This window comes from Malikia sp. (assembly GCF_028687635.1).
In the GTDB taxonomy this organism is placed as follows: Bacteria; Pseudomonadota; Gammaproteobacteria; order Burkholderiales; family Burkholderiaceae_C; genus Malikia.
Genome location: NZ_JAQTZS010000004.1, coordinates 128,719 through 154,093 on the forward strand (window position 1 = coordinate 128,719; position 25,375 = coordinate 154,093).

A 25,375-nucleotide genomic window follows, 5' to 3' on the forward strand; every position below is an offset into this window, starting at 1 on the left:
GAACCCCACATGAACAGAATCGGATTCATCCTTGCCTCCTTGCTGGTCGCGCTGGCGCTGGCCAGCTCGATGCTCTTCGTGGTCGACCAGCGCCAGTTCGGCGTGGTCTACGCGCTGGGCCAGATCAAGAGCGTCATCACCGAGCCGGGCCTGCATGTCAAGCTGCCGCCCCCGTTCCAGAACGTCTCCTACGTCGACAAGCGCCTGCTCACGCTCAAGAGCAGCGACACCGAGCCGACGCTGACGGCCGAGAAGCAGCGCGTCGTGATCGACTGGTATGTGCGCTGGCGCATCTCCGACCCGCAGGCCTATATCCGCAACGTCGGCCTCGACGAGCGCGCTGGCACCGACCAGCTCAAGCGCGTGGTGCGCAACAGCTTCCAGCAGGAAGTCAACAAGCGCACCGTCAAGGAGCTGCTGTCGAGCCAGCGCGAGCAGCTGATGGCCGATGTCAAGCGCGAGGTGCTGGCGGCCGTGCGTGGCGCCGACAAGCCCTGGGGCATGGACGTGGTCGATGTCCGTGTCACCCGGGTCGACTACGCCGAGACCATCACCAAGTCGGTCTACGACCGGATGGAGGCCGAGCGCAAGCGCGTGGCCAACGAGCTGCGCTCGACCGGCTCGGCCGACGGCGAGAAGATCCGCGCCGACGCCGACCGCCAGCGCGAAGTGCTGGTGGCCCAGGCCTTTCGCGATGCGCAGAAGATCAAGGGCGAGGGCGATGCCGAGGCGTCCCGGATCTATGCCCAGTCCTTCGGCAAGGACCCGGCTTTTGCCCAGTTCTACCGCAGCCTGGAAGCCTACAAGTCCAGCTTCGCCGACAAGTCCGACATGCTGGTGCTCGACCCGTCGAGCGAATTCTTCAAGGCCATGCGCTCCAGCGGAGCGGCCAATTCGGCACGCTGATGGGTTCCGCCTGCCGGGTGCGTCCGCGCACCCGGTAAAATCTCTTTTTTAACAGCCTCCGATACCCCCCATGTCCGCCTGGCTACTGCCGGATCAAATCGCCGACGTCCTGCCCTCCGAGGCCCGGCATATCGAAGACTTGCGCCGGGCGTTGCTCGACACCGCGCGCGCCTACGGTTACGAGCTCGTCATCCCTCCGATGATCGAGCACCTGGATTCCCTGCTCACCGGCACCGGCGAGGCCCTCGACCTGCAGACCTTCAAGCTGGTCGACCAGCTGTCGGGACGCAGCCTGGGTCTGCGCGCCGACACGACGCCGCAGGTCGCGCGCATCGACGCGCACCTGCTGAACCGCCAGGGCCTGACCCGGCTCTGCTATTGCGGACCGGTCCTGCACGCCCGCGTCGACCGGCCCTTCGGTACCCGCGAGCCGCTGCAGCTCGGCGCCGAGATCTACGGCCACGCCGGCCTGGAGGCCGATCTGGAAGTGATCGAGCTGGCGCAAGCCTGCCTGTCCGCCGCCGGGCTCCAGCAGCAGACCGTGGACCTGGGCGATGTGCGCATCGTCGACTCGCTGCTGGCCGGCCTGGCGCTGGAGCCGGCCGCCGTCGGTCGCATCCACGCCGCGCTGGCGGCCAAGAACAGCGCCGAGCTGGCCACCTTGAGCCGCGAGCTGCCGGCCGAGGTGCGCGACAGCCTGCTGGCCCTGCCCGAGCTCTATGGCGGCCCGGAAGTCCTCGACGAGGCGGCCCGTCGCCTGCGCCCGAGCGCCTTGCTGGAGCGTGCGCTGGGCGACCTGCGCTGGCTGGCGGCTCAGCTCGCGGGCGCCAACCTGTCCTTCGACCTGGCCGACCTGCGCGGCTATGCCTATTACACCGGCGTGCGCTTCTCGCTGTTTGGTGGCCCGGTCGGTCGCCTGCAGGAGCTGGTGCGCGGGGGTCGCTACGACGAGGTCGGTGGCGTCTTCGGGCGCAAGCGTCCGGCCGTCGGCTTCAGCCTGGACCTGAAGGAACTGGTATCGGCCGCCGCCGCACCGGCGCTGCAAGCCGCGATCCGCGCTCCCTGGGGCTCGGAATCCGGCCTGCGCGCCGCCATTGCCGGTCTGCGAGCGGCCGGCGAAACCGTGGTCTGCGTGCTGCCGGGCCATGAACATGAGGTGGACGAGTTCCACTGCAACCGCGCGCTCGTCGCGCAAGACGGCGCGTGGGTGGTGCAGCCCCTGGCAGCCTGACTCCGTAAAGATGAAATCGGTATTTGTATGAGCGAAAACAATTTCAAGGCCCAGCCTGGGCGCAACGTCGTGGTCGTCGGTACCCAGTGGGGCGACGAGGGCAAGGGTAAGCTGGTCGACTGGCTGACCGAGACCGCCAAGGGCGTGGTGCGCTTCCAGGGCGGCCACAACGCCGGCCACACGCTGGTGATCAACGGCGTCAAGACCGCGCTGCACCTGATTCCGAGCGGCATCATGCGCCCCGAGGTCAAGTGCTACATCGGCAACGGCGTGGTGCTGTCGGTCACCAAGCTGCTCGAAGAGATCGAAGGCCTGGAGAAGGCCGGCGTCGAGGTCCGCTCGCGCCTGCGCATCAGCGAGGCCTGCCCGCTGATCCTGCCGTTCCATGCCGCGCTCGACATCGCGCGCGAAGCCGCCAAGACCCGCGCCGGCACCGAGAAGATCGGTACCACCGGCCGTGGCATCGGCCCGGCCTACGAGGACAAGATCGCCCGCCGCGCGCTGCGCGTGCAGGACCTGAAGCACCCCGAGCGTTTCGCGACCAAGCTGCGCGAGCTGCTCGACCTGCACAACCACGCGCTGACCACCTATCTGGGCAGCGCCGAGATGCAGTGGGACGCCGCGCTGGCGCCCTTCATCGTTGACGGCCGGATCCAGTTCGAGCCGGTGTTCGCCCAGGCGATGGCGCAGGCCGAGCAGATCAAGCCGATGATGGCCGATGTCTCGCGCGAGTTGAACGACGCCCACAAGGCCGGCGCCAACCTGCTGTTCGAAGGCGCGCAGGGCACCTTGCTCGACGTCGACCACGGCACCTACCCGTTCGTGACCTCGAGCAACTGCGTGGCCGGCAACGCCGCCGCCGGTGCCGGCGTCGGCCCTGGCCTGCTGCATTACGTGCTCGGCATCACCAAGGCCTATTGCACCCGCGTCGGTGGCGGCCCGTTCCCGACCGAACTCGAATGGGAAAAGGAAGGCACGCCGGGCTACCACATGGCCAGCATCGGCGCCGAGCGCGGCACCACCACCGGCCGCTCGCGCCGCTGCGGCTGGTTCGACGCCGCGCTGCTCAAGCGCTCGGCCCAGGTCAACGGCCTGTCGGGCCTGTGCATCACCAAGCTCGACGTGCTCGACGGCCTGACCGAGCTCAAGCTCTGCGTCGGCTACGAGCTCGACGGTGAGCAGATCGACCTGCTGCCGATGGGCGCCGACGAGATCTCGCGCTGCAAGCCGATCTACGAGACGCTGCCGGGCTGGACCGATTCGTCGGTCGGCGTGACCCGCCACCAGGACCTGCCGGCCAACGCCCAGGCCTACCTCAAGCGGATCGAGGAAGTCACCGGCGTGCCGGTTCACGTCGTCTCGACCAGCCCGGACCGGGACCACACCATCCTGCTGCAGCACCCCTACGCAGCCTGATGAATGAGAAAGCGGCCCCGAGGCCGCTTTTTCGCATTCGTTCCGGGATTGACCAAGCAACGAAGAAACAGCAGAAGCGGAGCCGACATGTTGAGTGAAGATGGCAAGCACCTGTATGTGTCCTACGATGAATACCACGGCCTGATCGAGAAACTGGCGCTCCAGGTCCATCGGTCCGGCTGGGAATTCGACACCATCCTGTGTCTGGCGCGCGGCGGCCTGCGCCCGGGCGATGTCCTGTCGCGCATCTTCGACAAGCCGCTGGCCATCATGTCGACCAGCTCCTACCGGGCCGAGGCCGGCACGGTGCGGGGCCGGCTCGACATCGCGCGCTACATCACGACCCCCAAGGGCGAGATCGCCGGCCGCGTGCTGCTGGTCGATGACCTGGCCGACTCGGGCCACACCCTGCGCGCCGTGATTGACCAGCTGCGCAACGACTACCCGCCCATCACCGAGCTGCGCAGCGCGGTGATCTGGACCAAGGCCTGCTCGGTGTTGCAGCCCGACTATTCGGTCGAGTTCCTGCCGACCAATCCCTGGATCCACCAGCCCTTCGAGGCTTATGACAGCCTGCGACCCCAGGACCTGCTGGCCAGGCAGCAGCCGAAATCCTGAGCGCATGGACTCGATTACCCGCCTGATCCATCACGGCTACCGCGCGCCGGCCGATTTCGACGCCCCAGCCGTGGGCGTGCACAAGGCCTCGACCGTGTTCTTTCCCAGCGTGGCGGCGCTGCGCTCGCGCGACTGGAAGGACAAGTCGGCCTACACCTACGGCCTGCACGGCACGCCGACCACCTTCACGCTGGAGGAGCGCATCGCAACCCTAGAAGGCGGCACGCACTGCGTGCTGGCGCCCAGCGGGCTGGCCGCGATCGCGCTGGTGGACATGGCCTTGCTGCGCGCTGGCGACGAGCTGCTGATCCCGCACAACGCCTACGGACCCAACAAGTCCTTCGCCTCGGTCGAGCTGGCGGGCTGGGGCGTCCGGGCGCGCTACTACGACCCGATGGACCCGGCCGACCTGGCCGCCCGCATCAGCGACAAGACCCGGCTGGTCTGGCTGGAGGCGGCCGGTTCGGTGACGCTCGAATTTCCGGATCTGCCGGCGCTGACAGCCCTGGTGCGCGCCGCCAATCCGGGCCGGGCGCGTCCGATCGTGAGCGTGCTCGACAACACCTGGGGCGCGGGCGTGGCGTTCCGTGGCTTCGACCTGGGCGCCGATGTCGTGCTGCAGGCGCTGACCAAATACCCCAGCGGTGGCGCCGATGTGCTGATGGGCTCCGTCGTCACGCGCGACCCGGCGCTGCACCGCGAGCTGCTGCTGACCCACATGCGGCTGGGCCTGGGCGTGGGCGCCAACGATGCCGAACTGGTGCTGCGCGGCCTGCCCTCGATCGCGCTGCGCTATGCCGCGCAGGATGCCGCCGCGCGCGAGCTGGCCGGCTGGATGCAGTCGCAGGCCGGCGTCCAGCGGGTGCTGCATCCGGCGCTGCCGGGTTCGCCCGGGCACGAAACCTGGCAGCGCGACGCGAGCGGCGCGGCCAGCCTGTTCACGGTGGTGTTCGACGATGGCCTGGCGCCCGAGCGCGTGGTGGCCTTCTGTGATGCGCTCAGGCTGTTCCGGCTCGGCTACAGCTGGGCCGGTCCGGTCAGCCTGTGCGTGCCCTATGAAAGGGCCGAGATGTGCGGGCGCGACTGGCCACACGCCCATGGGCCGGTGCGCTTCGCGGTCGGGCTCGAAGCGGTGGAAGACCTGCGCGCCGATCTGGCACAAGCCTTGCGCGTGCTGAACGCCTGAGAATTCAGTCATCGTCCCGCCGCGCGCAAGCGGCCTCATCCTGCGAGAGGAACACCACGCCATGACTGCCAAATTTCTGTCCGACCTGCTGGGCAACAAGCTGCTGCTGTGGACCTTGGTCATCGGCATCAACGCGGTTGGCATCGCCTCCGTGGTGGGCATACCGGTCGCGCTGCTGGTCGACCTGATCCTGGTGCTGCTGGGCATCCGCTGGCTGGTGAACCGGGTATTGCCGGCGTCGGCGGGCGATGTGTCTGGCAAGACCCCGCTGGGCCGCAGCGCCGCTAGGCTCTTGCTGTTCGTGCTGCTGCTCAGCGCCGTCGTGGTCGCGACGGGCCATGGCTACCAGTGGTTGATCCACTCGACCTTCTGGCTCATTTGAGGCTCAGGGCCGAGCTTTTCTCGGAGTACCGTGTTCCTCAGAGCGCGACCTTCCACTCCCGCAATAGACCAACAGTCTGCGTCAGCCCCTGCTTGAGCAAGGTGTCCAGGTATTCGTCCGCCGTCTTGGGCGGCTTCTTCAGCGACCGCCGGTGATTGGCCGCCGTCTCGCACACTCGGGCCGCGTGCAGATCCAGCAGATCAAAGATGAAGTCGTCCGGATGCTGGGCGGCCAGGTTGTAGCGCTTGAGCTGGTCCGGCGGAAAATCCTTCAAGTTGAAGGTGACGATCAGGTTGGCGCCGCCGTGAATGGCGGCGGCAACCACATGGCGGTCGTCAGCGTCCGGTAGCTCGACGGACGGGATCAGATGCTTGAAACCGGTCACAAGGCTGTCTCGCACATGCGAGTTCATCAACGACCGCGTCCGCTGCAGGTCTTCGGCCTTCAGATCTGGCCTTTGCTTCAGCACGTTGCGCGTCCACTCGTCGTGGATCATGTCCGTCCAACGCGCCCGGTACAGATCGGTCAGTGCCAGGCGCATCAGCAAGTCGCGCAGCGGTGCCGGGTAGAGCACGCACGCGTCATAGATGACGGTGAAGTTCGAACTCATTTTTATTCGTACCCCATGTTGAGCTCCTGGGCTTGCTCGGCCAGCGCATCCAGGGCCTTGCTGCGCTCAGCGTCGATTCGCGCCTTGTACGCCATCACGTCCTGATAGCGGACACGGCGGTGCGTGCCGATCTTGTGGAACGGAATCTCGCCGCGCTCCAGCAACTGCACTAGGAAGGGACGCGAGACGTTGAGCACATCCGCTGCGTCCTGGGTGGTCAGTTCGGCATGGATCGGGATGATACTGACCGCGTTGCCCTCACCGATTTCGGTCAGGACATCCACGAGCAAGCGCAATGCCGATACCGGGACGCGGACCGGGTGGGCCGCACCTTTGTCGTCGAAGATCTCGATCTGCTGGGTTTCGGCACGGGTCTGCAGGTAGGCAGACAGGGCACGGCCGCTCTCGCGGGCGATGGCAACCTCTTCGGCCGTTGGCAAGGAATGGGTGGGTGAGAGTTTGGTCATAGGAGGGATTTTAATCGAAATAAACGAATATTCGAAATATATGAAACACGTGCATTGAGGGCCAACTCAATCAAGTTTCCCTGCGGGGGCTTGCCTGGAAAAAATCTGGCGACCTCCGTGAAAACGACATCACCTGTCGTTCGCCTTTCGTAACATGGTTGCAGGATTCATCACGGAAGCCCTCCATGTCCAAGCTCAGAATCAGAAACGTCCGCCTGTCCTCGAAGGACAACCGCTCCTACCGGGAGCGCTGTGCCTACCACGCGACCCTCCGGCGCATCGAGTCGGGCGAGAGGGAGGCGGATACCCGCCGCCATGTCACCGCATGGGCCGAGCAGGTGGCCTGCCGCATCATCGCGCAGCAGCATGAGCAGGACCGCCGCAACATCATTTCCTGGGAGGAACTGACGGTCTACGGCCACTACGCCCGCAAGTACAAGGAAACGGACGGGATCTTCAAGCTCGACCAGGGCTCGATGTTGCTGGAAGTCAAGGCCAGCACGTCACCGGCCAGCATCAGGAAGGGCAGGAAACAGCTCAACGAGAACCTGAGCTTGCTCGACCAGACCCGTGACCGTTTCTCCGGCATGCTGGTCCTGTTCGACTGCAGCCAGCTCAGCCCCGAGTTTGCCGCCCCGGCCCAGGGAACCGTGGAACACCTGAAGAACTCGGGGGAGTACGGCATCGTGCAAGGCCTTGACTGGGCGCTGGACCCGGGCCGCTTCAGCAAGTGGCTGTGGCTGGTCGATGCGCAAGGGGTGGAGCAGATCATCTCCCGCTACGGCCCCCCGGCGGAGATCGAGGCCGTCTCGACTTCCGAAGACTCGCGGTTCTGAAAAAAGTTCACGAATTCCGCGAAAACGACATCAGCTGTCGTTCATCTTTCGTAAGATGGTTGCAGAATTTGCCATTGCAGTCATTAATGCATCCAACCTCACACGATACCCTGGTGGTCCGGCTGTCCCGGATGCTGCTCAAGCTCAACCAGGGGGAACGGCTTGACCCCCAGGCCCTGGCGGACGAGTTCGGCGTCAACCTGCGCACCATACAGCGCGACCTCAACGAGCGCCTGTCCTACCTGCCGCTGCAAAAGAGCGACGGGCGCTATGCCCTCGACCCGGCCGTGCTGGGCCAGATCAGCGGCAAGGACATCGAGCGCTTTGCGTCCCTGGCGGGCGTGCAGGGCCTGTTTCCTCGGCTGTCGTCGGACTTCCTGCGCGACATCTTTGACAGTCGCATCCAGAGTTCGCTGCTGGTCAAGGGCCACCATTACGAAGACCTCAGCGGGCGCGAGTCCGACTTCCAGCAACTCAAGCAGGCGATTCGCGACCGGCATCGGGTCGGCTTCGACTACCGCAAGCCCGAGGGGCTCAAGCCCTACGCCGGGGTGCAGCCCTACAAGCTACTGAACCACAAGGGCATCTGGTACCTCGCGGCCCAGGACGGCGACAAGCTCAAGTCCTTCAGCTTCAGCAAGATCGAGCGGCTGCGCGTGTCGGACACCGTCTTCGAGCCCGATCCCACCATCGAACCCCGCCTGCAACAGGAGGATGGCATCTGGCTGGGCCAGGAGAAAAAGGAAGTCGTCCTCAAGGTTGCCAAGGCGGTGGCCGGCTACTTCAAGCGCCGCCAGCTGATCGCCAATCAGGTGATCGAGAAAGACCTCGAGGACGGTGGCCTGATCGTGTCAGCCAAGGTCGCTCACCCGAACCAGATCCTGCCGATCGTGCGCTACTGGATTCCGCATGTCCGCATCATCAGTCCGGAGGGACTGCAGGCGGAGATGGAGCAGGAAGTTTCAGACTATCTGAAGCATTAAATTCCCCGTTAATAACTGAAATCAATATAAAAATGACCGACATTCTCAACCAGACCCTTGAATCCCGTCAGCAAAAGATCCAGACCGCCAAGGATTTTCTTGCTCGCACGCAGCAGCTGTTCGACGAGTTCGGTAGCGCCGAGCTCAAGACTTCGCATGCCAGATTTTCTGAGCTACTCGATGCGTTGAACTCCGACTCGATCCGGCTGGTAGTGCTGGGCGAGTTCTCGCGCGGCAAGTCCAGCCTGGTCAACGCGCTGCTGGGCATCGAGCTGCTGCCGACCTCGCTGGAGGCAACCACCGCGATCAACACCTTCATCCGCATGCTGCCGTCCGATCGCAGTGAGCGCTTCATCCGCATCCATTTCCAGGACGGCCGCAAGCCGCAGGAAGTGCTGTGGACCGATGACGCGACGCTGGAGCGCTGGGGCACCGAGCTCGATGAAAGCCATGCCGACGCGCGCAAGACGATCGACTACATCGAGGCCTTCATGGGCCACCCCTTGCTGGCCAAGGGTCTGGTGCTGGTCGATACGCCCGGCCTGCAGGCGGTGATGGAACACCACGAGGCGATCACGCGCAAGGCGATCGCCGAGGCACATATCGCGCTCTGGGTGCAGAACACGACCCAGCTCGGCGGTGCGGCGACCGAATGGGAATTCCTGACTGACACGCTACGCAACAACTTCCGCAAGTTCATCACCGTGATCGGCTGGTGGGATAAGGTGCTGGCGCCGGAAGACGCGCGCGACCGCCGCAAGCCGCTGGAGCAGCGCATCGAGGAAAAGCTCGACATCGTCAAGCAGAACTTCGAGAGGCATGTCCAGGATCAGGAAGAGCTCGCGCTGCTGACCAATTCCGATCATCTGATTCCGGTCAGCGCCCACTGGGCCATGAGCGGTGACCCCGACAAGCAGGCGCAGTCAGGCATCGACATACTGTCGCATCGTATCGCCGAGATGCTGTCGAATGGCGAGGCAACCGAACAGATTTATGGCAAGCCATTGCAGCAGCTCTCGAATATCCAGCGCCAGCTCGCCGACAGCCTGGACGACGAGTTGCAGCAGCTCGACTCGGACAAGACGCTGCAAGAGCGCGCGCGCGACCTGACCGCGTTCGACCAGGACATCAAGTTGCTCAAGCAAGATGCTGAGAGGGTTGCACTGGAGTCTCGCAGCGAGCATGAAAACAACGCTCGTGCGCTGGTCGAAACCGTCAGGCGTGAGCTGGTCACACCTCTGGCCGAGCTCAAGACCGATATCGAGAATAAGGTCGATATCCGTTATGTGCAGCGCCAGATCGACAAGCGCGTCAAGAATATCGGCCTGCCCGAGGACCTGCACCAGCAGTTTCAGTCGGTGTCGCAGCGGGTCAACCAGGCCTGGAATGCGAAAAAGCAGGAAATGACCAAAGTGCTTGACGGCCTGAGCGCCAACTACCGCAAGCAGATGGAAAATCACGCCGGCCAGATCAAGGGCGAGCTGGGCCGGATGGACGTCGAGCTGCCGTCGCTCGACATCAGCTTCAAGACCGATTTCAGCGCGATCGAGCAGTATCACCAGCAGGCCAGGGCGCTGGAGCAGGAAATCGCCGCGCATCAAGAGCAGATCGAGGAGCTCGAAAGCGAGCAGTCGAAATACGCTGCCAGCCAAGAGAAGATCAATGATGCCCGTCAGGCGCTCCGCCGCGCGGAACGCATGTTTGAGGGTCTGGGCGGACAGCCGGCTCCCGTTGTTGTCGGCCGTGGCAAAGAGAAGGTCAAGGATGGCGGGCCGTGGGGGCGTGATGAATATGAAGATAAAACGTACTATGATTTCAATAATGTTGAAATTTATCAAAATGAGAAAAAAGAAATAAAAGCCGACCTCCTAGACAAAGAGGCTCGTTTGGCCCAGATCCTCAAGGAGGAAGAACGCAAGACCGGGCAGCGCCTGTCGCTGGAAAGGGCTCAGAAAAAGTACGAGCGCGAGGTCGCCGACGCCGGGCACAAGAAGATGCAGGCCGAGCAGCAGGCCAAGGCCGCCGAGGGTGATCTGGTGCGGGAAATCACCCAGCGCCTGATCAGGAACACCGCCGGCCAGCTCGACCAGCGCATCCAGTACCTGCAGAACCATGCTGCAAAATTGATCGAGCAGGTGTTTGCCGACCAGTTGCAGGCCCTGCAAGCCTGCGTCGAGGAGCAGTACCTCGAACCGCTCAACGCCAAGCGCGCCAAGCGCGAGGAACTGCAGCAGTTGCTGAGCCAGGGCGAAGCCCAGATCGCGCAGCGCCGCGTCCGCCTGCAGCAGGCGCGCAAGGAAGTCGCCGACCTGCTGGTGCTGACCCAGAACGCCCTGAACGCCTGAAAGCTGCCCCATGACTCAAGCCCACAACTTTTTCGCCGAAATCCAGTCCGCGCTGCCGCCCGCCTGGCAAGAGCCGGTCGCCGCGCTGGCCGCCGAGACAATGCAGGCCGACCGGCCGCTGCGCCTGATCCTGGTCGGTGGTTTCTCGGTCGGCAAGAGCAGCCTGCTCAACATGCTGTTGCAGGAGCCGTTGTTGCAGACCGCGCTGGAGGAGACGACCGCGCTGCCGACCTTCATCGAATACGGCGCCGAGCGCGAGATGCTGCTGGTCGGCCAGGACGGCAGCAGCCGTCCGCTGGACGAAGCCGGCTTCGCAGCAGCCACGACCCAGGCCCCCGAAGGCGCCGCCTGCGCGATGCTGGCGCTGCCCTTGTCCTGGCTAGAAGGCGTGTCGATCATCGATCTGCCAGGGCTGGGCAGCGTGTCGCAGACGCACCGCGAGTACACGCTGGCACAGATACGCCAGGCCGACGTCGTGCTTTATCTGCTGACGCCAAGCGGGCCGTCGAAATCGGACACCGAGACGCTGGCGCTGATCCAGCAAGCCGGCAAGCGCGTCAAGCTCATGGTCGCGCGCTGGGACGAGGTCGAGACTTCGGTTGCCCGAGGCGAGAAGATGCCCTCATTGGAGCAGTGGGCGGCCCAGATCGAGCAGGCGAGCGGGTTGCGCGCGCGGCTGGCACCTTGCCACCGCGACGGGCTCGGCCGCGACGAGATCATCGACTTCGTGCAGCGCGCTCGTACCGATCTGGACGGCATACGCCTGCGCCGCTTCCAGGCCGAGCTCAAGCCCATTCTGCAAAATGCGCTCGGGTTCAATGCCGAGCAGCAGCGCAGCTGCCAGGTCGATTCGGAAGCCCAGGCGCAAGCCCTGCACCAGGAACTGCTGCAGCGCAAGCACAAGCTGGCCGAATTCAAGTCCGCCCAGCAGGCCGAGCAGCAGCAGGACCGCCAGCGCATCGAGCAGCAAGCCAGCGCCTCGGTGCAGGCCGAGCGCCAGCAGTTCAAGGCGCGGCTTGACGCGCAGGCTGAGCAGCTCACCGGCGAATCTGGCTGGAATACCTTCGGCCAGCAGGGCAGCGAACTGCTGCGCACCGCCACCTCCAGGCTGGCACAGACCTTGAGCGGCCTGTCGTCGAACTACGGCGCGCTGCAACTGCCCGAGGCCGAGGTCGCGGAGTTCAATCTGCGCCTGCCCGAACCCGAGACGGTGACTGCTGACGACTTCCTCGATTTCGGCAAGCTGAGCCAGCTGGAGCAGCAGATCGTCGAGCAGCAGGAGCAGTTCGCCGTGACCGAGCAAAAGCTCGCCGCGATGAATGTGGCCGACATGAGCGAGAGCGAGCAGGCACTGCGCGAACTGCTGCAGCAGAAGAACGCCATCGCCGCCCAGCCGCTGCCGACCGTGACGCAGCGCGTCAAGGAGGGCAATGGCGCTTCGATCGGTCGTATGGTGGGTGAAATCGGCGACATTGGTCTGATGTTTGTCAATCCGGCAGCGGTAGGTGCCAAGGCGGCGGCGATCGTGGGTAAGGGGGCCAAAATGGTCAACGTCGTGGTCGACACTGCAAAGGTCGGAGCCATGTTCGGCACTGGCCTGGAAGTGGTCCAGGGTCGGCCGATAGACAAGGCCTCAACAATTCCTCATCAACTGACGAACAAGCTAGGCATGCTGGAAATGCTTTCGCTCGGCTACTGGGGCGAGCGCATCGGTGGGATGTTCGGTGGTCCGGTCGATGTCGAAGTCGTCGATCCCGAAGCCGTGGCGGCACGCGATGCCGCACTCGCCGAGCTGGAGAAGCAGAGCCAGGCGCTGCGCCGCACGCTGGCGCGCAACGAGGACATCGCCAATGAAAAGCAGCTGACCGGCTGGGCGCTGGAGCAGAGCCGCAAGGAGCAGCAGCGGCTGCAGGCCGAGCTCGTCCGCCTCAAGGCGCAGGCCGAGCAGAAGCAGCGCGACGCGCAGAAGCAGCTGCAGCAACAGCGTCAGAACCAGATCCGGCACGGTGCCGAGCGCGCCGTCTCGCAATGGCTGCGCGGCTTCGACCGCCAGAGCGCCGCGATGACCGAGCTGCTGCATGCCCGAGTCAAGAGCCACTGGGAGGATCGCGTCGCTGCGCTGATCGACGAGCGGCTGCAGGACATCGGGCGGCTCGACGCCCAGGCCCAGGCCAGCTCGGCCGACAAGCGCGCGCTGCTGGCGCAGTTGCGTGACGAGGCCACGGCCATCGAGCGCACCCTGGCAGCGCTCCACTGAGGCGCTGGCTCCGCCATTCACCGGCTCTGGGTCGCCGTCGGCGATCCGGACCGGTTCTGTTTCTATCGATTCGCGAGATTACCCCCGATGAAGCTTCTTGACCCGCTGCTGGTGGATGGCAGCATCCTGGACCGCTACCTGAGTCGCCTGGCTGAAAACACAGCACAGGTGCTTTCTCGGCTGGAGACGTGCGAGCAGCGCCTTGCCGCGATCCAGAAGCAGCTCGATTCAGGGAAAAAAGCGCCGGATTCCTCCCGCAGTAGTTCCGCCGCGAGAACTGGCAGGAAGGTGCCGATCGAAGCCAATTTCTACAATGACTATTTGAAGTGGAAGGCCAAGGTGGGTGATATCGTGAAAAAAGGGCAGGTTGTCGCGGTTTGCTGCATGTCAAAAAACATGGTTGTTGAATACGGATCGATTTCTGCTCCTGCTGATGGAGTGTTTATTGATAAATCGTTTCCTGATAGTACCAATTTGTATGGGGTAAATATCGTTGTTGGCTATATTGAAAATAGATAAAATGAAAAATCTGCTGAATGGAAAGCAAAATGAAGTTTCTTGACCAGCTGCTGGTGGATGGCAGTGTCCTGGACCTCTATTTGAGTCGCCTGGCTGAAAACACGGCACAGCTTGCCTCCCGTTTGGAGGCATGCGAGAAACGCCTGGATCTGTTTCAGGATGAATTTTTGAAACTGAGAGACCTCTCGCGCCAAGTCAATAAAGAAACATATGGGCATGGAGGGATAGTGCCCATTATCCAGCAGCAGCTGGGCAGAGGCGAATCACTGAAAATTGAGCGCGGTGGCGTGAAAGGTAGCAGGGTGGATATTGAAGGAGATTTTTATGGTGGGTATTTAAAATGGAAATTTGAGGTGGGTGATCGTATAAAGGAAGGGCAGGTGGTTGCAATTCTCTGCTTGCCTGGAAGTCTTGATGCTGAGTGTGGTGCTATTGGGTCGCCTGGCGATGGCATACTTGTTGATAAGTTGTTTAACAGTGGGGAAAATTTATATGGTCCTAATATCGTTATCGGGCGCATGAGAATCAGTTGACTTGATATTTTCTGATGCATCCCCGATCATGACCCCTGCGCAAAGAAAATTCCTGCGCGACCTGATCCATGCGGCGTTCGAGCGCGCTCACAGCCAAGGCTTCGAGTCGCCGATCGACCTCGCGCCGTTCGGAAAGCTGTTGCGCGAACTCGAACCCGGTTTTACGCACCAGGCCTACGGTCACGAGAAACTACTCTACCTGCTGCGCGGCGAGTTCCCTGAACTGCTCCACATCAGGAAGGACCAGGAGGTCGATCCGCCCCGCTACTACGTCTCCATCCGTCGGGGACCCCCGCGGCCAGCGCATCGGCAGCAGCCATTCCGACCCGAGTCGGCCCGGATGCCGCCTGTCCTTGATCCCGGCCTGGTCGATGGCGGGCTGCTGGAGCGCTACCTCGCCAGCCTGGCTGAGTCATCGGCGCGGACGCAGCAGCGCTTCGGCGCCATCGACCGCCGCCTGGCCGGTATCCAGGATGAGCTGGCGCAGAGCCGCGCCAATGAAATAAAGATGAATACCGAGATACGTGAGCTGGATGCCAGACTCATGAAATACAGGACTGGTGCTTCATGCAAACACTGTGGAAGTAGAAATGTGATGATTTCAAGTAGTACCTTGAAACCACATTTCTGCAGGAATTGTGGCAAGTACCTGTGATTTTATGGAAATTGAAAATTTCATGAATTCCTCCAGTCAATCCAATGTCATCTACCGCTACCTCGACCTGCTGGCCGAGCGCACCGTGGCATTGGAGCAAAGGGTCGGTGTCGACGAGATCCGGCAACTGCGGCGGGAAAACCGGGAGCTGCGTGATCAGCTGGTCAGGCTGGATCGACCAGCGATGGAATCCCTGCTGGTGTTCCTGCCGGTCATTTACCGAAATTTCTGGGGCACAGTTCGACCCGACGAGCTCGCGCAGCTCGCGGGTTTTCTTGATGTGCCTGTCATCCCTTCGCCTTATCCTGAACCTGGTGCAGCCATTGTTGCAGCAATGAAAAAGCGTTTCCTGCAACTGCCCGAGCAGGAGCGCGCCAGCCTGATCGCCTTCTGCCGCCAGCTGCCCTATCAATTGACCGTGCGCGCCGAGATGCGTGCGTTGCTGGAGAGCACATGAACGACAAGGAACAGTCACGGCTGGAAAAGTTGCAGCAAGTCGGATCTTTTTTCTCCGAGCGGCTGGATCGCAGCGATCTGCTGTTGCTGCTTCGGCATGACGGAGAGATCCGACAAGCCATCCTGCAGATGGTCGATCAGCCGGCCGAGGCGGTGACCGAACCGGACGAGCCGGACTGCACTGAAGAAGAGAGCTTTTGCCCCTCAGAAACGCAGGTCAGCGTCGTCGAGCCGCCGAGGCTTGCCTACCGCTTGCCGGCCGAGCCGGCTGTACCGCCAGCCAGGGACAGCTGGCGCGAGGAACTGAGTCCCGAGCTTGAGTTGTTGGCCTGGGTGCAGGCCGATGAAGCGCTGTGCGCCGCCTGGCTGGGCCAGCCCGACGAGACAGCCGCGCGCCAGTTGGTCAGGCTGATCGCCGTGGCGTCGCAATGGGAGCAGGTCCTGTTGCTGTGGGATCGGTTCGCCGCGCGCTGCAAGCAGGAGCAGCGGCCGGCCAGCATGACCGAACGCCAGATTCTCAAGCGCTGTCTGGCGCTGCACAACCTGATCTGGCAGGGCCGGCAGGCTTGCCTGCAGCAAGCGTTGCCGGGCGCGGACTACGAGCCGCGCCAGCACGATCGCGGCACCGTCCGTGGCGACACCGTGAGCGCCGAATGGCTGCCTGGCCTGCTGAATGCCGCCGGCCAGTTGCAGAAGAAGCCGCTGGTCAGGACTTGAATTTCTTGCCAATAAAAAATCAATCTAATTCATCAAGAATAAAAATGAGTCTCAATAATATGTCCAGTGCTGTCTCGGCTTCGGTGGTGCGTCATTATCAAGGTGAGTTGAAAAAATCGCTTGCCAATTGGCTCGGACAGAAAAGATTTTGGTGGATTGGTGATTCATCCGCTGTGCGGGTAATGCTCTATGACAGCAGCAGCCGGCTCTTGTGGGATGGGAACCCCGACACGGGTGTTCTTATTAGTGTTCCGAATGCCAAGAAACAGGTGGCTCAAATCCAGATCGGTGGCACCTCAGGTTGGCGACTTCCTTTGAATAAGGAGATCATCGACTTCACTCAGCAGGCTAGCAATCCATTGAAGTCGGGGCGTCATTATAGATTGCTGGGGTGTGATTTTTGGTGCACTTCCAGTAATAGTATTGATCTGGATAATTTAGGTCTTAATGATGTTAGTATTGGTGGGCGCGTGCTGGCCTGCAACGATTTCCTGGCCGATGCCGACTCGCATCAGGTGATCCAGATCGCCATCGAGCGGTCCTGGTCGCTGCGCGCCTGCGATGTGGCCGATGCGCCCGATCTGCTGCAGGCGCTGCGCGAGCTGAACTATTTGAATGATCTACAACTCGTTTACCAGGACGTCGATTACCTGTCAGCCCGCCTGCCCAGGCTGGATGCATCGCAGTTCACCGACCCCAACAAGGGGCTGTGGGAGTTCTGGGGCATGGAGGCCGATTTGCTGGCGCAACAGGGCCTGCGCACGCGCAATCCGGCGCTCGACCTGCGCGACTGCAACGTGGCGATCGACTTCGGCACCAGCAGCACCGTGGTGGCCTATGACGACAACGATCAGCACAAATTGCTGCGCATCGGTGTCGCCAACTATTGGGAGCAGGACCGCCCCGAGCACTACGAAAACCCGACCGTGCTCGAATTCCTCGATTTCAAGGGCATGCTCGACATCTGGCGCAGCGAGGCGTACCGCCCCGGCGTGTCCTGGGACCAGGTGCGCTGTTCCCACGCCGCGCTGCAGAACTTTCGTGACAACAAGGGCGAGCCGCGCGTGGTCGCCAGCGTGCTGGCCAAGATCAAGCACTGGGCCTTGCGCGAGGCCGAGTCCAGCCGCCTGCGCCTGACCGACCGCAGCGAGCCCGCCGTCGAGCACGAACTGGCAGCGCTGACGCTGCGCAACCCGGTTCGCGGTCAGGCCCTGACCGTGAGCGAGCAGGACCCGTTCGATCCGATCGAGCTCTACGCCTGGTTCCTGGGACTGAACATCAACTGGCGCGGTCGCGGTATCTTCCCGCGCTACTACATGACTTTTCCGGTGGCCTATCCGCGCGAGGTCAAGGACAAGATATTGGCTTCGTTCCGTCGCGGTCTGCAGCGCAGCTTGCCGGCGACGCTGGTCGGTCAGTCCGTGTTCCAGCAGTTCACGGTCGAGGAGCGCGCCTCCGAGCCCGCGGCCTACGCTGCCAGCGCCATGCCCTGCCTGGGAATTTACCCGACCGCTGATGGCGTTGCCTACGCGGTGTTCGATTTCGGGGGCGGCACCACCGACTTCGATTTCGGCTTGTACCGGCTGCCCACGGCCGAGGAGGAGGACGAAGGCAAGGAAGAGGTGTTCGAGCATTTCGGCGCGGCCGGCGACAAGTTCCTCGGCGGCGAGAACCTGCTGGAGAACCTGGCATACCGGGTGTTCCGCCACAACCTCGACCTCTGCCGTCAGCACAAGATCGTCTTCACCCGCCCGCTGGATGCCGACGATTTCGCGGGTTCCGAAATGTTCCTGGAGCAGACCCAGGCCGCCTCCACCAACACCGTGATGTTGATGGCCGTGCTGCGTCCCCTGCTGGAGCAGGGGCGACTGGAGAGTTCCACCGGCATGGTGTCGCAGGATCTGCTCGACCGCGAGGGCAAGAAGATTCCTTGCCAGCTTGAGATCCCGTTGGATGAGTTGACAGCCTATCTGGAGCAGCGCATCGAGCAGGGCGTTCGCAACTTCCTGGCGGCGCTCAGAAAGGCTTCCGGCGGTCAGTTATCCAAGCCGGTCCACGTCTTGCTGGCCGGCAACGCGAGTCGTTCGGACTGGGTGTTGACTGCCTTTGGGGCTTTGGATGACGACTACTGTAACGACAGTGAGCTGGTGCCGCTGCAGGAGCGCATCCTGCGCCATGCCAGCGAACTGTTTGCTGGCGGTTTGCCCGTGTTGATCGTGCATACGCCGTTACCAGTCGATGCTGACAATCCCTTCACTCCAACCGCCAAGACCGGCGTCGCCTTGGGTCTGCTGCGGCTCTGCCCGGGCAGTCCGGTCAAGGTGATCAATCGCGCGATGGACAGCAGCGCGGACGACGCCCCGTTTGCCCATTACGTCGGGCGCATCCGGCAGGGGAAGTTCCAGGTCGGCATCGCCCAGGGCAGCGTCTACGGGCAGTGGCACGAGATCGGCGTTCCCAGCGAAGGCGTCTTCAATCTGTATCACACCCAGTCGCCTCACGCACACAGCAGCGAGATGCGGCAAGGTGATCCCGGTCTGTACAAGCAGCGACTGGACTTCCCAGGTTCGCCGCAGGGCAACAAGGTATTTGCCCGTGTCACGGGGCCGACCACGATTGAACTGTGCACCGCAGCCTCGCTCGACGCGGCCGAGCAGGGTGACAGCGACAACGCGATGACCTTGAATCTGGGGCAGTGATGGCAAACACCATGAAGTACAGAAAAAAGTCAAAAACCCTTGCGATGAAACCCAAGCTTCCATCGTCTGAAACCTGGAGCCCCGAAACGGACGCCCGCCTGCAGGAATTCATGGGTCACGCCATCGGCAGGCATGTCGATGCCTACCTGAAAAACCTGGCGATGACGGTGGTGCACCTGAAAGCGATGTCTGAAATCGCTGCGCTGCAGTCTGATCTACTGAAGGAAAAGGCAGAGATTGCACAAGAAAGGCACCAGCTGAGTCTGGAAAAGGAAAAAATTGCTGGGTTTTTGACTTACCCGCTGCATTTCGAAAAAATGGTTGAGAAAGTAAAGAGTTCGGTCCCGGACGAGACTATGAAAATCAAGGAGCCAGTTTCAAGAACTGTTGTCAAGAAAACGCTATTTAGTTCAGGGCGCCGTCGTGGATGAGGCATTGATCGCCGATCTGCGGCAGCTGTTGCGCGCCGACGTCGAGCGTATCCACCAGCCGGATGAAAGCGAAATTTCCCAGACCGCTGCCCGACGCCTGGAGGCGGTGGCCGAGCATTCGCCGGCCTTCATCTGCCTGTTGGCCGAGCCCTGGCTCGGAGCAGACATCACCGATCGCACGGGTGGCTTGCTGAGGGATTGCGCTCGCATCCACCTTTACGCGCGCATCCTCGACGACGCGGTGGATGAGCAAGGGCCGCTTTATCGGCATAACCTGTTGCGCGCCCAACCCTTGTTCTGGGAGGCGGTGCAGAACATTGGCGCTGCCGTGCCGGCAACCGTGGCCGGCGAGGCCGCCCACTTGATCGCTGAAACCGTCTCAGCGGTGCAGATTGACGACCGGGAGCGCAATCCTCTGTACTGGGGGGCCAAGAACCATCATCTGTTGCTGATTCCGCTTTTGCTGTCGGGCAACAGCCCGGCCTATCAGGATTGTCGTCGTGAACTCTCGGCTCTTATCGCCTTGGTGCAGGCGGGTGATGAGTGGCGCCAGGGTGAGATGAATCAGAATCGACTTCGTTCTGAATTCATTGAATTTCTGGTGGACTGCCTGAATACCGAAAAACTGGCGGTCTTGAGTCGAAACGGTTGGCCTGCCGCCACCGAGCGCATTGTCTGGAATGCTCGTCAATTGTTTGATGTGTTGTGCGGCTGAATTTATCTTGATCTCATGAAAAAATCTGACAATAATTCGGCTGGGTTTCCTCGGTCGATGGCCCTTTACGATTGCTTGCGGTCGTTCTCTGAGAATCTGCTGCGCAGGTCCGAGCTGACCGATGGTTTCCTGACTGCGCGCGTGGTGGGCGAGTTCTCCGCCGGCAAGACCCGGCTGCTGAGCGAACTGTTTGGCCCGCTGATACCCGAGTCGCTGATGCCGATCAGCTCGCTGGAGCCGCAGACCCGCTTGCAGCTTGAAATCACCTATGGCGATGTGCCCACGCTGTCCCTGGTCGAGCGCGAGCAGGACTACCGACCGGCCCGTCTGGTCAGGCCGTTTAGCTGTTTTCCCGAGCGGCAGGAACTGGCCAATTTCGATCCGATGCTCTACCGCCTGCGCCTGGCTGTCAACGAGCCCCGTCTGATCCTGGAGGAGGGTGATGGTTACGGTCAGGAGAAACAGCCCCAGCGCCTGTTCCTGATCGACACGCCGGGCTGGAGTTCGGGCGATGATGAGCTCGCCGAGCAGCAAGCGTCCGCGCTCATGACCGGGTACCACAACCTGGCCCTGGTGTATGTGAGTCAGGCGGGACGGCTCGATGGCGTCGTCAACGCTGGCCACCTGCGCGACTTCATGTCGGCGTTGGCCGATGCAGAGTTTCTTGATCAGGCCAAGCTGCTGCTGGTCGTCACCCGCTGTCCGCCGGCCGAGGCCCAGCGCATGCAGCAGCTCGCGCGCAAGCTGGTCCATCGGCTCTGGGCCGAGCTCGGGCGCGATGAGGCAGAGCTCAGCCTGGACATATTCTGTGTCGATTTTCATGCCATGTCGGCAGAAATGTTGGCGCAATTCCGGGCCGGATTCTGGCGCAGCTTGCTTGAACCGCTGAAGCAGCCAGCCCAGCTGGCCGGCGATCCCTGGGCGCTGGCCTTGCGTCGCTGGCCGGATAGCTGGGATTTGCGTTCGGGTCTGCGCGCCAGCGCGCATCGCCTGGAGCGCGCTAGAGCGCTGTTGCAGAAGTCTCGCCAGGATGACGAGTTCATTTCCGGAATGAACATGTACCGCCTGACCGGCCTGGAAAACGATGCGATGCGCAAGAAAGTGTCGGCGGCCTGGCTCAGGCAGCTCGGGTGCGAGCCGGCTGATCTCGGTGACTGGTCGGTGCCCGCGCTGCCCGGCGATCATCCGCTGTCGGACTGGTGGTCCAGCTACTGGCAGCAACAGCTCGGCCAGACGCTGGCGCCGGTACAGGCCTTCTTCGATTCCGCCCGCCAAGCCATCGACCGCCTGACGTACGATGTCAAGGACCTCAAGGATTACCTGCTGGCCGAGCTCGACCAGCCGCACGCTCGTGCGCTGTCGGCGCTCGACAGCAGTTTCAGCTGTCTGATCCAGACCGCGCAGGAGCTGCTCGATGAGCCGGCAGCGGAAAAGCGTCTGGCCACCCTGTTCACGCTTTCTTTGCTGCAGGCTCGCTACGAGGACTATTACGCCCAACACGTGGCATGAAATAGGAGAAATGATGAGATTGTTCTGGTCTTCTTGCCTTTTGCTGCTTCCCCTGGCAGCGCAAGCCGAACTGATCGGCAGCGTCGACACGGCCTTCAAGCTGATCGGACCCGATCACAAGGTGATCGTCGAGGTGTTCGACGACCCCAAGGTCGCCGGGGTCGCCTGCTACCTCTCGCGCGCCAAGACCGGCGGTGTCAGTGGCGCGCTCGGACTGGCCGAGGACAAGGCAGAAGCCTCGATTGCCTGTCGCCAGGTCGGCGAGATCCGGCTCGGTGGCCCGCTGCCCAGGCAGGAGGAGGTGTTTTCCGAAAAAACCTCGATCCTGTTCAAGCGCCAGCGCGTCGTGCGCATGGTCGACAGCAAGCGCAACGCACTGATCTACCTCACTTATTCCGATCGCCTGATCGATGGCAGTCCGAAGAACAGCGTGACGGCCGTGCCGCTGCCACCAGGTACGGCGCTCAGCGTGCGTTGAGCCGTGGCATGCCTTCGGTCAATTGCGCTTGCGGTCCCGATAGAGGTTCTCGTGCGGCCCGACGGCTTCTAGGTAGACCAGCCGAACGGCGTCCTCCAGCGTATAGCCGAGCAGGTAGAGCTGACCTTGGCTTCTGAATTTCACGACCCGCAACGCCGCCAAGTCGCCTTTCTTGCGCTCTCCGCTCTCGGGGCTGGACGCGACGTCAGCCACGGCCTGGTCGACGTCGCTCGCGACGTTGTCGTGCAGTTTCTTGTACTGACGAGCGAAACGGCGCGTCTGGACGACGCCATAGTCGCTCACTGCAGCCGGCTCCGGGGCACGAACGGTGTCGCATCTTCACGGGGCTCTGTCATCGAAGCCAGCGACTCCGCGATGAAGTTCACCGGCAGGTCGGGATTGTCCAGCGCGGCACGCCCCACCTTGGCCCAGAACTCGATCTGGCCGGAGATGGTTCGGTGCTCGGCTGCGGCATCCGCCTTCGCCTGGTTGTAGAGCGATTGATCGATCCGGATGGAAGTGGTAGCGGACATGGGAATGACTTTACTACAATTGTGGTAAATCAATTGTGGCCAATCGGTTGGGCTTTGTGCCCAGAACTGAGCGGCAAGTCTCGGGGTTCAGCCCAAGGTTCGAGCATGCCGAGATCGAGCTGCCGATCGTGCGGTAGCTGCGGCGGATCTGGTCTTCCATTGCAAGACTTTGCTTGGGAGAATCAGACCAGCCAATCAGGCTGGAAATCACCAAGGGAGCCAAACATGAAAGAAGATTTTGCGCGCTATCAGGACATCCTGTTGACGACGATGACCGAGGTCGGGCTCAAGGTCCTGGCTGCGGTCGCATTCTGGGTCATAGGTCGCTGGCTGATCGGTTTCGCGCTCAACCTAGTGCGCAGTTCGCTGGAGCGGCAGAAGGTCGATCCGACCGTGCTGCGCTATGTCGGCTCCATCGTCTCCGTGACGCTGAACGTCCTGCTGGTGGTCGGTATCCTGGGCTATTTTGGCATCCAGACCACCACTTTCGCCGCGCTGATCGCAGCCGCGGGCGTCGCGATCGGGATGGCCTGGTCGGGCCTGCTGGCGCATTTCGCCGCCGGTGCCTTCCTGGTCGTGCTGCGCCCGATGAAGGTTGGCGATTTCGTTAGCGTTTCCGGAGTGAGTGGGACGGTCGTCGAGCTCGGCCTGTTCACGACCGTGATCAACACGCCCGACAACGTCCACACCATCATCGGCAACAACAAGGTGTTCAGCGAGACGATCCAGAACTTCTCGACCAATCCGTTCCGCCGCGTCGACCTGAAGTGCCAGCTTTCGGGCGCTGCGGATCACCGGGCGGCGGCTGCGTTGTTGCGCGAGAAGATCGCCGCGATCCCCAACGTGCTGGCCGAGCCCAAGGTCGATGTCGAGATCCTGGACTTCACGCTGGTCGGCCCGGTGCTGGCGGTGCGCCCCTATTGCCACAACGACCATTATTGGCAGGTGTATTTCGACACCAACCGGGTGCTGCGCGAGGCGCTGGCCGAAGCCGGCTTCCCGGCACCCATGCCGGCGCAGAGCGTGATCGTGACCCAGGCCGCCTGAGGCCGTTGCACGGATAAACTCCTCGAATCCGCAATCAAAATCATCCTCATGCAGTCCGACTTGAACCGTTTCCCCTTGTTTCGTTCCATCCTGGCTGGATTCGGCCTTTGTCTGACCCTGGGTCTGGCCGGATGTGAGTTGCCAGGACTCGACAATGGCGCCCAGATCGAGGCCAGGAAGATGGCCGACAGCAAGGCGATTGGCAGCGGCTGCCGCCATTCGCTGCGCAGCATCGAGGACTGCTACGAGAACAATCCCAAGGCCTCCAAGGCCGCCATCTTCGAGGGCTGGCGGGAAATGGATGGCTACATGCGCGAGAAGAACATCGAGGGCATGCCATTCCATGGCGTGGCCACCGAGGCGGCCGTCAAGTCAGAGGAGGGCAGTACCCAGGCCAAGGACGCTGCCAAGAAGCATTGAGCGGTGGTCAGGGCCTGAGCAGCGGGCGCAGCTCGGCCCAGACGTTGTCCAGCATGCGCGACTGGGCCGCCTCGTTCGGGTGCAGGCGGTCGGCCTGGAACAGGGCGGCTGGGTTCGCCGCGTCGGCCACGCCCGCGAGGAAGAACGGCACCAGCGCGGCTTGCTCGGCCTTGGCCACCTCGGCATAGAGGCGGCGGAAGGCTTCGGCGTGGCGCGCGCCGTAGTTGGGCGGCACCTGCATGCCCAGCAGCAGCACGCGCGCGCCGGTTTCGCGCGCCGATCGCGCCATGGCGCGCAGGTTGTCGCGCGTCATCTCCAGCGGCAGGCCACGCAAGGCATCGTTGGCCCCGAGCTCGATCACGACCAGCGCCGGGCGGTGCTGCTTGAGCAGCGCGGGCAGGCGCGAGCGGCCGCCCGAGGTGGTGTCGCCGCTGATGCTGGCGTTGGCGACCTGCCAGCCCGGGCGCTGCTGGTCGAGGCGCTGCTGCAACAGAGCAGCCCAGCCGCTGCCGCGCTGCAGGCCGTATTCGGCGCTCAGCGAATCGCCGACGATCAGCACTCGCCTGGGCTCGGCCGCCAGCGCCGGCAGGGCGGCGGCACATGACCCCGCCAGCAGCAACGCGCCCAGGCGCGAGTTAAAGTGTCGACGGTTCAATCGGGAAAGCCTTTCCATGTCAGATCTCATCCTTGCCGTGCGGCGCCTGTCCAAGTCCGTGACCGATAGCGGCGGCACGCTGGACATTTTGCGCGATGTCGCCTTCGAGTTGCGGCGCGGCGAGACGGTCGCCATCGTTGGCGCTTCCGGGTCGGGCAAGAGCACGCTGCTGTCCATCCTGGCCGGGCTCGATACGCCGACCTCCGGCCAGGTGCTGCTCGCCGGAGAAAACCTGTTCGCGCTCGACGAGGACGAGCGCGCCGCGTTGCGCTCGCGCCAGGTCGGCTTCGTGTTCCAGAGCTTCCAGCTGCTGGCCAACCTGAGCGCGCTCGAGAACGTGATGCTGCCGCTGGAGCTCGCCGGACGGCGCGATGCCCGCGTCGCCGCCACCCGCATGCTGCAGCGGGTGGGTCTGGGCGAGCGGCTCGGCCACTACCCGCGCCTGCTGTCGGGCGGCGAGCAGCAGCGGGTCGCGCTCGCGCGCGCCTTCGTCGTCGAGCCCGCCTTGCTGCTGGCCGACGAGCCCACCGGCAGCCTGGACTTCGCCACCGGCGAGAAGGTCATGGCGCTGATGTTCGAGCTCAACCGCGAGCAGGGCACGACGCTGGTGCTGGTCACGCACGACCGCGCGATCGCGCAGCGCTGCGAGCGCCGCATCGAGATCGAGGCCGGTCGCGCCACCGAGCTCGCGCCGCTGGCCGGCTCAACCGACTGAACCGGGCGCATCGGTCTGCGCGGACTCGCGCCAGGCCCGATCAGGCCTGATAATTG

The 25,375-nt window shown here is 63.0% G+C and carries 28 protein-coding genes; 23 read left to right on the forward strand and 5 right to left on the reverse strand.

Going from position 1 to position 25,375, the window contains the following annotated elements; translation table 11 throughout:
- Window positions 1-9: 9 nt before the first annotated feature.
- From hflC to PHR85_RS04455, 6 genes are all read left to right on the forward strand, one after another.
- Window positions 10-906: a protease modulator HflC gene (hflC, locus tag PHR85_RS04430; protein ID WP_300050955.1), complete on the forward strand. Its 897-nt coding sequence runs from the start codon at window positions 10-12 to the stop codon at window positions 904-906.
- A 70-nt stretch (window positions 907-976) separates the two neighbouring features.
- Window positions 977-2,137 carry an ATP phosphoribosyltransferase regulatory subunit gene (locus PHR85_RS04435; protein ID WP_300050958.1) on the forward strand — a complete coding sequence of 387 codons (1,161 nt, stop codon included), beginning with the start codon at window positions 977-979 and terminating at the stop codon, window positions 2,135-2,137.
- Between the two features lie 27 nt (window positions 2,138-2,164).
- Entirely contained in the window at window positions 2,165-3,553 is a 1,389-nt protein-coding gene (locus PHR85_RS04440; protein WP_300050961.1) for an adenylosuccinate synthase, read from the forward strand.
- Between the two features lie 87 nt (window positions 3,554-3,640).
- Window positions 3,641-4,171 (forward strand): phosphoribosyltransferase, encoded by a 531-nt coding sequence (locus PHR85_RS04445; RefSeq protein ID WP_300050963.1) that lies wholly within the window; start codon window positions 3,641-3,643, stop codon window positions 4,169-4,171.
- Window positions 4,172-4,175: 4 nt separating this feature from the next.
- Entirely contained in the window at window positions 4,176-5,357 is a 1,182-nt protein-coding gene (locus PHR85_RS04450) for a PLP-dependent transferase (RefSeq protein WP_300050965.1), read from the forward strand.
- A gap of 61 nt (window positions 5,358-5,418) precedes the next feature.
- The gene (locus tag PHR85_RS04455; RefSeq protein WP_300050968.1) at window positions 5,419-5,739 is read left to right on the forward strand and encodes a hypothetical protein; all 321 of its coding nucleotides are present in this window, start codon (window positions 5,419-5,421) and stop codon (window positions 5,737-5,739) included.
- A 37-nt stretch (window positions 5,740-5,776) separates the two neighbouring features.
- Here PHR85_RS04455 and PHR85_RS04460 read toward each other — a convergent pair whose 3' ends face one another.
- Both PHR85_RS04460 and PHR85_RS04465 read right to left on the reverse strand, forming a co-directional pair.
- Entirely contained in the window at window positions 5,777-6,349 is a 573-nt protein-coding gene (locus PHR85_RS04460; protein ID WP_300050971.1) for a PIN domain-containing protein, read from the reverse strand.
- A gap of 2 nt (window positions 6,350-6,351) precedes the next feature.
- Window positions 6,352-6,816, reverse strand: a complete 465-nt coding sequence (locus PHR85_RS04465; protein ID WP_300050974.1) for a helix-turn-helix domain-containing protein — start codon at window positions 6,814-6,816, stop codon at window positions 6,352-6,354.
- A 185-nt stretch (window positions 6,817-7,001) separates the two neighbouring features.
- On the opposite strand from PHR85_RS04465, the gene PHR85_RS04470 reads away from it, so the two are divergent.
- From PHR85_RS04470 to PHR85_RS04535, 14 genes are all read left to right on the forward strand, one after another.
- Window positions 7,002-7,652, forward strand: coding sequence for a hypothetical protein (locus PHR85_RS04470; RefSeq protein ID WP_300050977.1), 651 nt, complete (start codon window positions 7,002-7,004; stop codon window positions 7,650-7,652).
- Window positions 7,653-7,738: 86 nt separating this feature from the next.
- Window positions 7,739-8,635, forward strand: a complete 897-nt coding sequence (locus tag PHR85_RS04475) for a WYL domain-containing protein (protein ID WP_300050980.1) — start codon at window positions 7,739-7,741, stop codon at window positions 8,633-8,635.
- Window positions 8,636-8,667: 32 nt separating this feature from the next.
- Complete coding sequence (locus tag PHR85_RS04480; protein ID WP_300050983.1) at window positions 8,668-10,980, forward strand: dynamin family protein; 2,313 nt, start codon at window positions 8,668-8,670, stop codon at window positions 10,978-10,980.
- A 10-nt stretch (window positions 10,981-10,990) separates the two neighbouring features.
- Entirely contained in the window at window positions 10,991-13,237 is a 2,247-nt protein-coding gene (locus tag PHR85_RS04485; protein WP_300050986.1) for a dynamin family protein, read from the forward strand.
- An 87-nt stretch (window positions 13,238-13,324) separates the two neighbouring features.
- The gene (locus PHR85_RS04490) at window positions 13,325-13,756 is read left to right on the forward strand and encodes a hypothetical protein (protein WP_300050989.1); all 432 of its coding nucleotides are present in this window, start codon (window positions 13,325-13,327) and stop codon (window positions 13,754-13,756) included.
- A gap of 29 nt (window positions 13,757-13,785) precedes the next feature.
- The gene (locus PHR85_RS04495) at window positions 13,786-14,289 is read left to right on the forward strand and encodes a hypothetical protein (protein WP_300050991.1); all 504 of its coding nucleotides are present in this window, start codon (window positions 13,786-13,788) and stop codon (window positions 14,287-14,289) included.
- Window positions 14,290-14,317: 28 nt separating this feature from the next.
- Window positions 14,318-14,944, forward strand: a complete 627-nt coding sequence (locus tag PHR85_RS04500; RefSeq protein ID WP_300050994.1) for an OST-HTH/LOTUS domain-containing protein — start codon at window positions 14,318-14,320, stop codon at window positions 14,942-14,944.
- Window positions 14,928-15,401: a hypothetical protein gene (locus tag PHR85_RS04505; RefSeq protein WP_300050997.1), complete on the forward strand. Its 474-nt coding sequence runs from the start codon at window positions 14,928-14,930 to the stop codon at window positions 15,399-15,401. The genes PHR85_RS04500 and PHR85_RS04505 overlap by 17 nt, the downstream gene beginning before the upstream one ends.
- Window positions 15,398-16,117, forward strand: a complete 720-nt coding sequence (locus tag PHR85_RS04510; protein WP_300050999.1) for a hypothetical protein — start codon at window positions 15,398-15,400, stop codon at window positions 16,115-16,117. Before PHR85_RS04505 ends, PHR85_RS04510 begins: the two co-directional genes overlap by 4 nt.
- A gap of 470 nt (window positions 16,118-16,587) precedes the next feature.
- Window positions 16,588-18,816 (forward strand): hypothetical protein, encoded by a 2,229-nt coding sequence (locus tag PHR85_RS04515; protein ID WP_300051001.1) that lies wholly within the window; start codon window positions 16,588-16,590, stop codon window positions 18,814-18,816.
- Window positions 18,816-19,247: a hypothetical protein gene (locus tag PHR85_RS04520; protein ID WP_300051004.1), complete on the forward strand. Its 432-nt coding sequence runs from the start codon at window positions 18,816-18,818 to the stop codon at window positions 19,245-19,247. Before PHR85_RS04515 ends, PHR85_RS04520 begins: the two co-directional genes overlap by 1 nt.
- Window positions 19,204-19,962 (forward strand): hypothetical protein, encoded by a 759-nt coding sequence (locus PHR85_RS04525; protein WP_300051007.1) that lies wholly within the window; start codon window positions 19,204-19,206, stop codon window positions 19,960-19,962. The genes PHR85_RS04520 and PHR85_RS04525 overlap by 44 nt, the downstream gene beginning before the upstream one ends.
- 75 nt (window positions 19,963-20,037) lie before the next feature.
- Window positions 20,038-21,471, forward strand: a complete 1,434-nt coding sequence (locus tag PHR85_RS04530; RefSeq protein ID WP_300051010.1) for a hypothetical protein — start codon at window positions 20,038-20,040, stop codon at window positions 21,469-21,471.
- 13 nt (window positions 21,472-21,484) lie between these two features.
- On the forward strand, window positions 21,485-21,949 hold the full coding sequence (locus PHR85_RS04535) for a CreA family protein (RefSeq protein WP_300051013.1): 465 nt from the start codon (window positions 21,485-21,487) through the stop codon (window positions 21,947-21,949).
- 18 nt (window positions 21,950-21,967) lie between these two features.
- Here the strand turns inward: PHR85_RS04535 and PHR85_RS04540 are convergent, their stop codons facing one another.
- Together PHR85_RS04540 and PHR85_RS04545 are read right to left on the reverse strand one after the other, a co-directional pair.
- Window positions 21,968-22,252 carry a type II toxin-antitoxin system RelE/ParE family toxin gene (locus PHR85_RS04540; protein ID WP_300051016.1) on the reverse strand — a complete coding sequence of 95 codons (285 nt, stop codon included), beginning with the start codon at window positions 22,250-22,252 and terminating at the stop codon, window positions 21,968-21,970.
- Window positions 22,249-22,482 carry a ParD-like family protein gene (locus PHR85_RS04545; protein ID WP_300051019.1) on the reverse strand — a complete coding sequence of 78 codons (234 nt, stop codon included), beginning with the start codon at window positions 22,480-22,482 and terminating at the stop codon, window positions 22,249-22,251. Before PHR85_RS04545 ends, PHR85_RS04540 begins: the two co-directional genes overlap by 4 nt.
- Window positions 22,483-22,707: 225 nt before the next feature.
- Here PHR85_RS04545 and PHR85_RS04550 point away from each other — a divergent pair, with 225 nt between their 5' ends.
- Complete coding sequence (locus PHR85_RS04550) at window positions 22,708-23,529, forward strand: mechanosensitive ion channel family protein (RefSeq protein ID WP_300051022.1); 822 nt, start codon at window positions 22,708-22,710, stop codon at window positions 23,527-23,529.
- Between the two features lie 48 nt (window positions 23,530-23,577).
- The gene (locus PHR85_RS04555; protein WP_300051025.1) at window positions 23,578-23,949 is read left to right on the forward strand and encodes a hypothetical protein; all 372 of its coding nucleotides are present in this window, start codon (window positions 23,578-23,580) and stop codon (window positions 23,947-23,949) included.
- 7 nt (window positions 23,950-23,956) lie between these two features.
- On the opposite strand, the gene PHR85_RS04560 is transcribed toward PHR85_RS04555, so the two are convergent.
- Entirely contained in the window at window positions 23,957-24,622 is a 666-nt protein-coding gene (locus tag PHR85_RS04560; protein ID WP_300051028.1) for an arylesterase, read from the reverse strand.
- Between PHR85_RS04560 and PHR85_RS04565 the strand changes: the two genes are divergently transcribed.
- Window positions 24,621-25,319 carry an ABC transporter ATP-binding protein gene (locus tag PHR85_RS04565; RefSeq protein ID WP_300051030.1) on the forward strand — a complete coding sequence of 233 codons (699 nt, stop codon included), beginning with the start codon at window positions 24,621-24,623 and terminating at the stop codon, window positions 25,317-25,319. The two genes, PHR85_RS04560 and PHR85_RS04565, sit on opposite strands and share 2 nt — an antisense overlap.
- The last annotated feature ends 56 nt before the right edge of the window (window positions 25,320-25,375 follow it).

Excerpts from the sequence above, each read along its gene's own strand:
- PHR85_RS04485 (WP_300050986.1), top strand. The coding sequence starts at position 10,991 with ATGACTCAAGCCCACAACTTTTTCGCCGAAATCCAGTCCGCGCTGCCG.
- PHR85_RS04440 (WP_300050961.1), top strand. The coding sequence starts at position 2,165 with ATGAGCGAAAACAATTTCAAGGCCCAGCCTGGGCGCAACGTCGTGGTC.
- PHR85_RS04445 (WP_300050963.1), top strand. The coding sequence starts at position 3,641 with ATGTTGAGTGAAGATGGCAAGCACCTGTATGTGTCCTACGATGAATAC.
- PHR85_RS04535 (WP_300051013.1), top strand. The coding sequence starts at position 21,485 with ATGAGATTGTTCTGGTCTTCTTGCCTTTTGCTGCTTCCCCTGGCAGCG.
- PHR85_RS04565 (WP_300051030.1), top strand. The coding sequence starts at position 24,621 with ATGTCAGATCTCATCCTTGCCGTGCGGCGCCTGTCCAAGTCCGTGACC.
- PHR85_RS04470 (WP_300050977.1), top strand. The coding sequence starts at position 7,002 with ATGTCCAAGCTCAGAATCAGAAACGTCCGCCTGTCCTCGAAGGACAAC.
- PHR85_RS04545 (WP_300051019.1), bottom strand. The coding sequence starts at position 22,482 with ATGTCCGCTACCACTTCCATCCGGATCGATCAATCGCTCTACAACCAG.
- PHR85_RS04450 (WP_300050965.1), top strand. The coding sequence starts at position 4,176 with ATGGACTCGATTACCCGCCTGATCCATCACGGCTACCGCGCGCCGGCC.
- PHR85_RS04555 (WP_300051025.1), top strand. The coding sequence starts at position 23,578 with ATGCAGTCCGACTTGAACCGTTTCCCCTTGTTTCGTTCCATCCTGGCT.
- PHR85_RS04495 (WP_300050991.1), top strand. The coding sequence starts at position 13,786 with ATGAAGTTTCTTGACCAGCTGCTGGTGGATGGCAGTGTCCTGGACCTC.
- PHR85_RS04550 (WP_300051022.1), top strand. The coding sequence starts at position 22,708 with ATGAAAGAAGATTTTGCGCGCTATCAGGACATCCTGTTGACGACGATG.
- PHR85_RS04465 (WP_300050974.1), bottom strand. The coding sequence starts at position 6,816 with ATGACCAAACTCTCACCCACCCATTCCTTGCCAACGGCCGAAGAGGTT.
- PHR85_RS04435 (WP_300050958.1), top strand. The coding sequence starts at position 977 with ATGTCCGCCTGGCTACTGCCGGATCAAATCGCCGACGTCCTGCCCTCC.
- hflC (WP_300050955.1), top strand. The coding sequence starts at position 10 with ATGAACAGAATCGGATTCATCCTTGCCTCCTTGCTGGTCGCGCTGGCG.
- PHR85_RS04560 (WP_300051028.1), bottom strand. The coding sequence starts at position 24,622 with ATGGAAAGGCTTTCCCGATTGAACCGTCGACACTTTAACTCGCGCCTG.
- PHR85_RS04490 (WP_300050989.1), top strand. The coding sequence starts at position 13,325 with ATGAAGCTTCTTGACCCGCTGCTGGTGGATGGCAGCATCCTGGACCGC.
- PHR85_RS04480 (WP_300050983.1), top strand. The coding sequence starts at position 8,668 with ATGACCGACATTCTCAACCAGACCCTTGAATCCCGTCAGCAAAAGATC.
- PHR85_RS04500 (WP_300050994.1), top strand. The coding sequence starts at position 14,318 with ATGACCCCTGCGCAAAGAAAATTCCTGCGCGACCTGATCCATGCGGCG.
- PHR85_RS04455 (WP_300050968.1), top strand. The coding sequence starts at position 5,419 with ATGACTGCCAAATTTCTGTCCGACCTGCTGGGCAACAAGCTGCTGCTG.
- PHR85_RS04520 (WP_300051004.1), top strand. The coding sequence starts at position 18,816 with ATGGCAAACACCATGAAGTACAGAAAAAAGTCAAAAACCCTTGCGATG.
- PHR85_RS04475 (WP_300050980.1), top strand. The coding sequence starts at position 7,739 with ATGCATCCAACCTCACACGATACCCTGGTGGTCCGGCTGTCCCGGATG.
- PHR85_RS04460 (WP_300050971.1), bottom strand. The coding sequence starts at position 6,349 with ATGAGTTCGAACTTCACCGTCATCTATGACGCGTGCGTGCTCTACCCG.
- PHR85_RS04510 (WP_300050999.1), top strand. The coding sequence starts at position 15,398 with ATGAACGACAAGGAACAGTCACGGCTGGAAAAGTTGCAGCAAGTCGGA.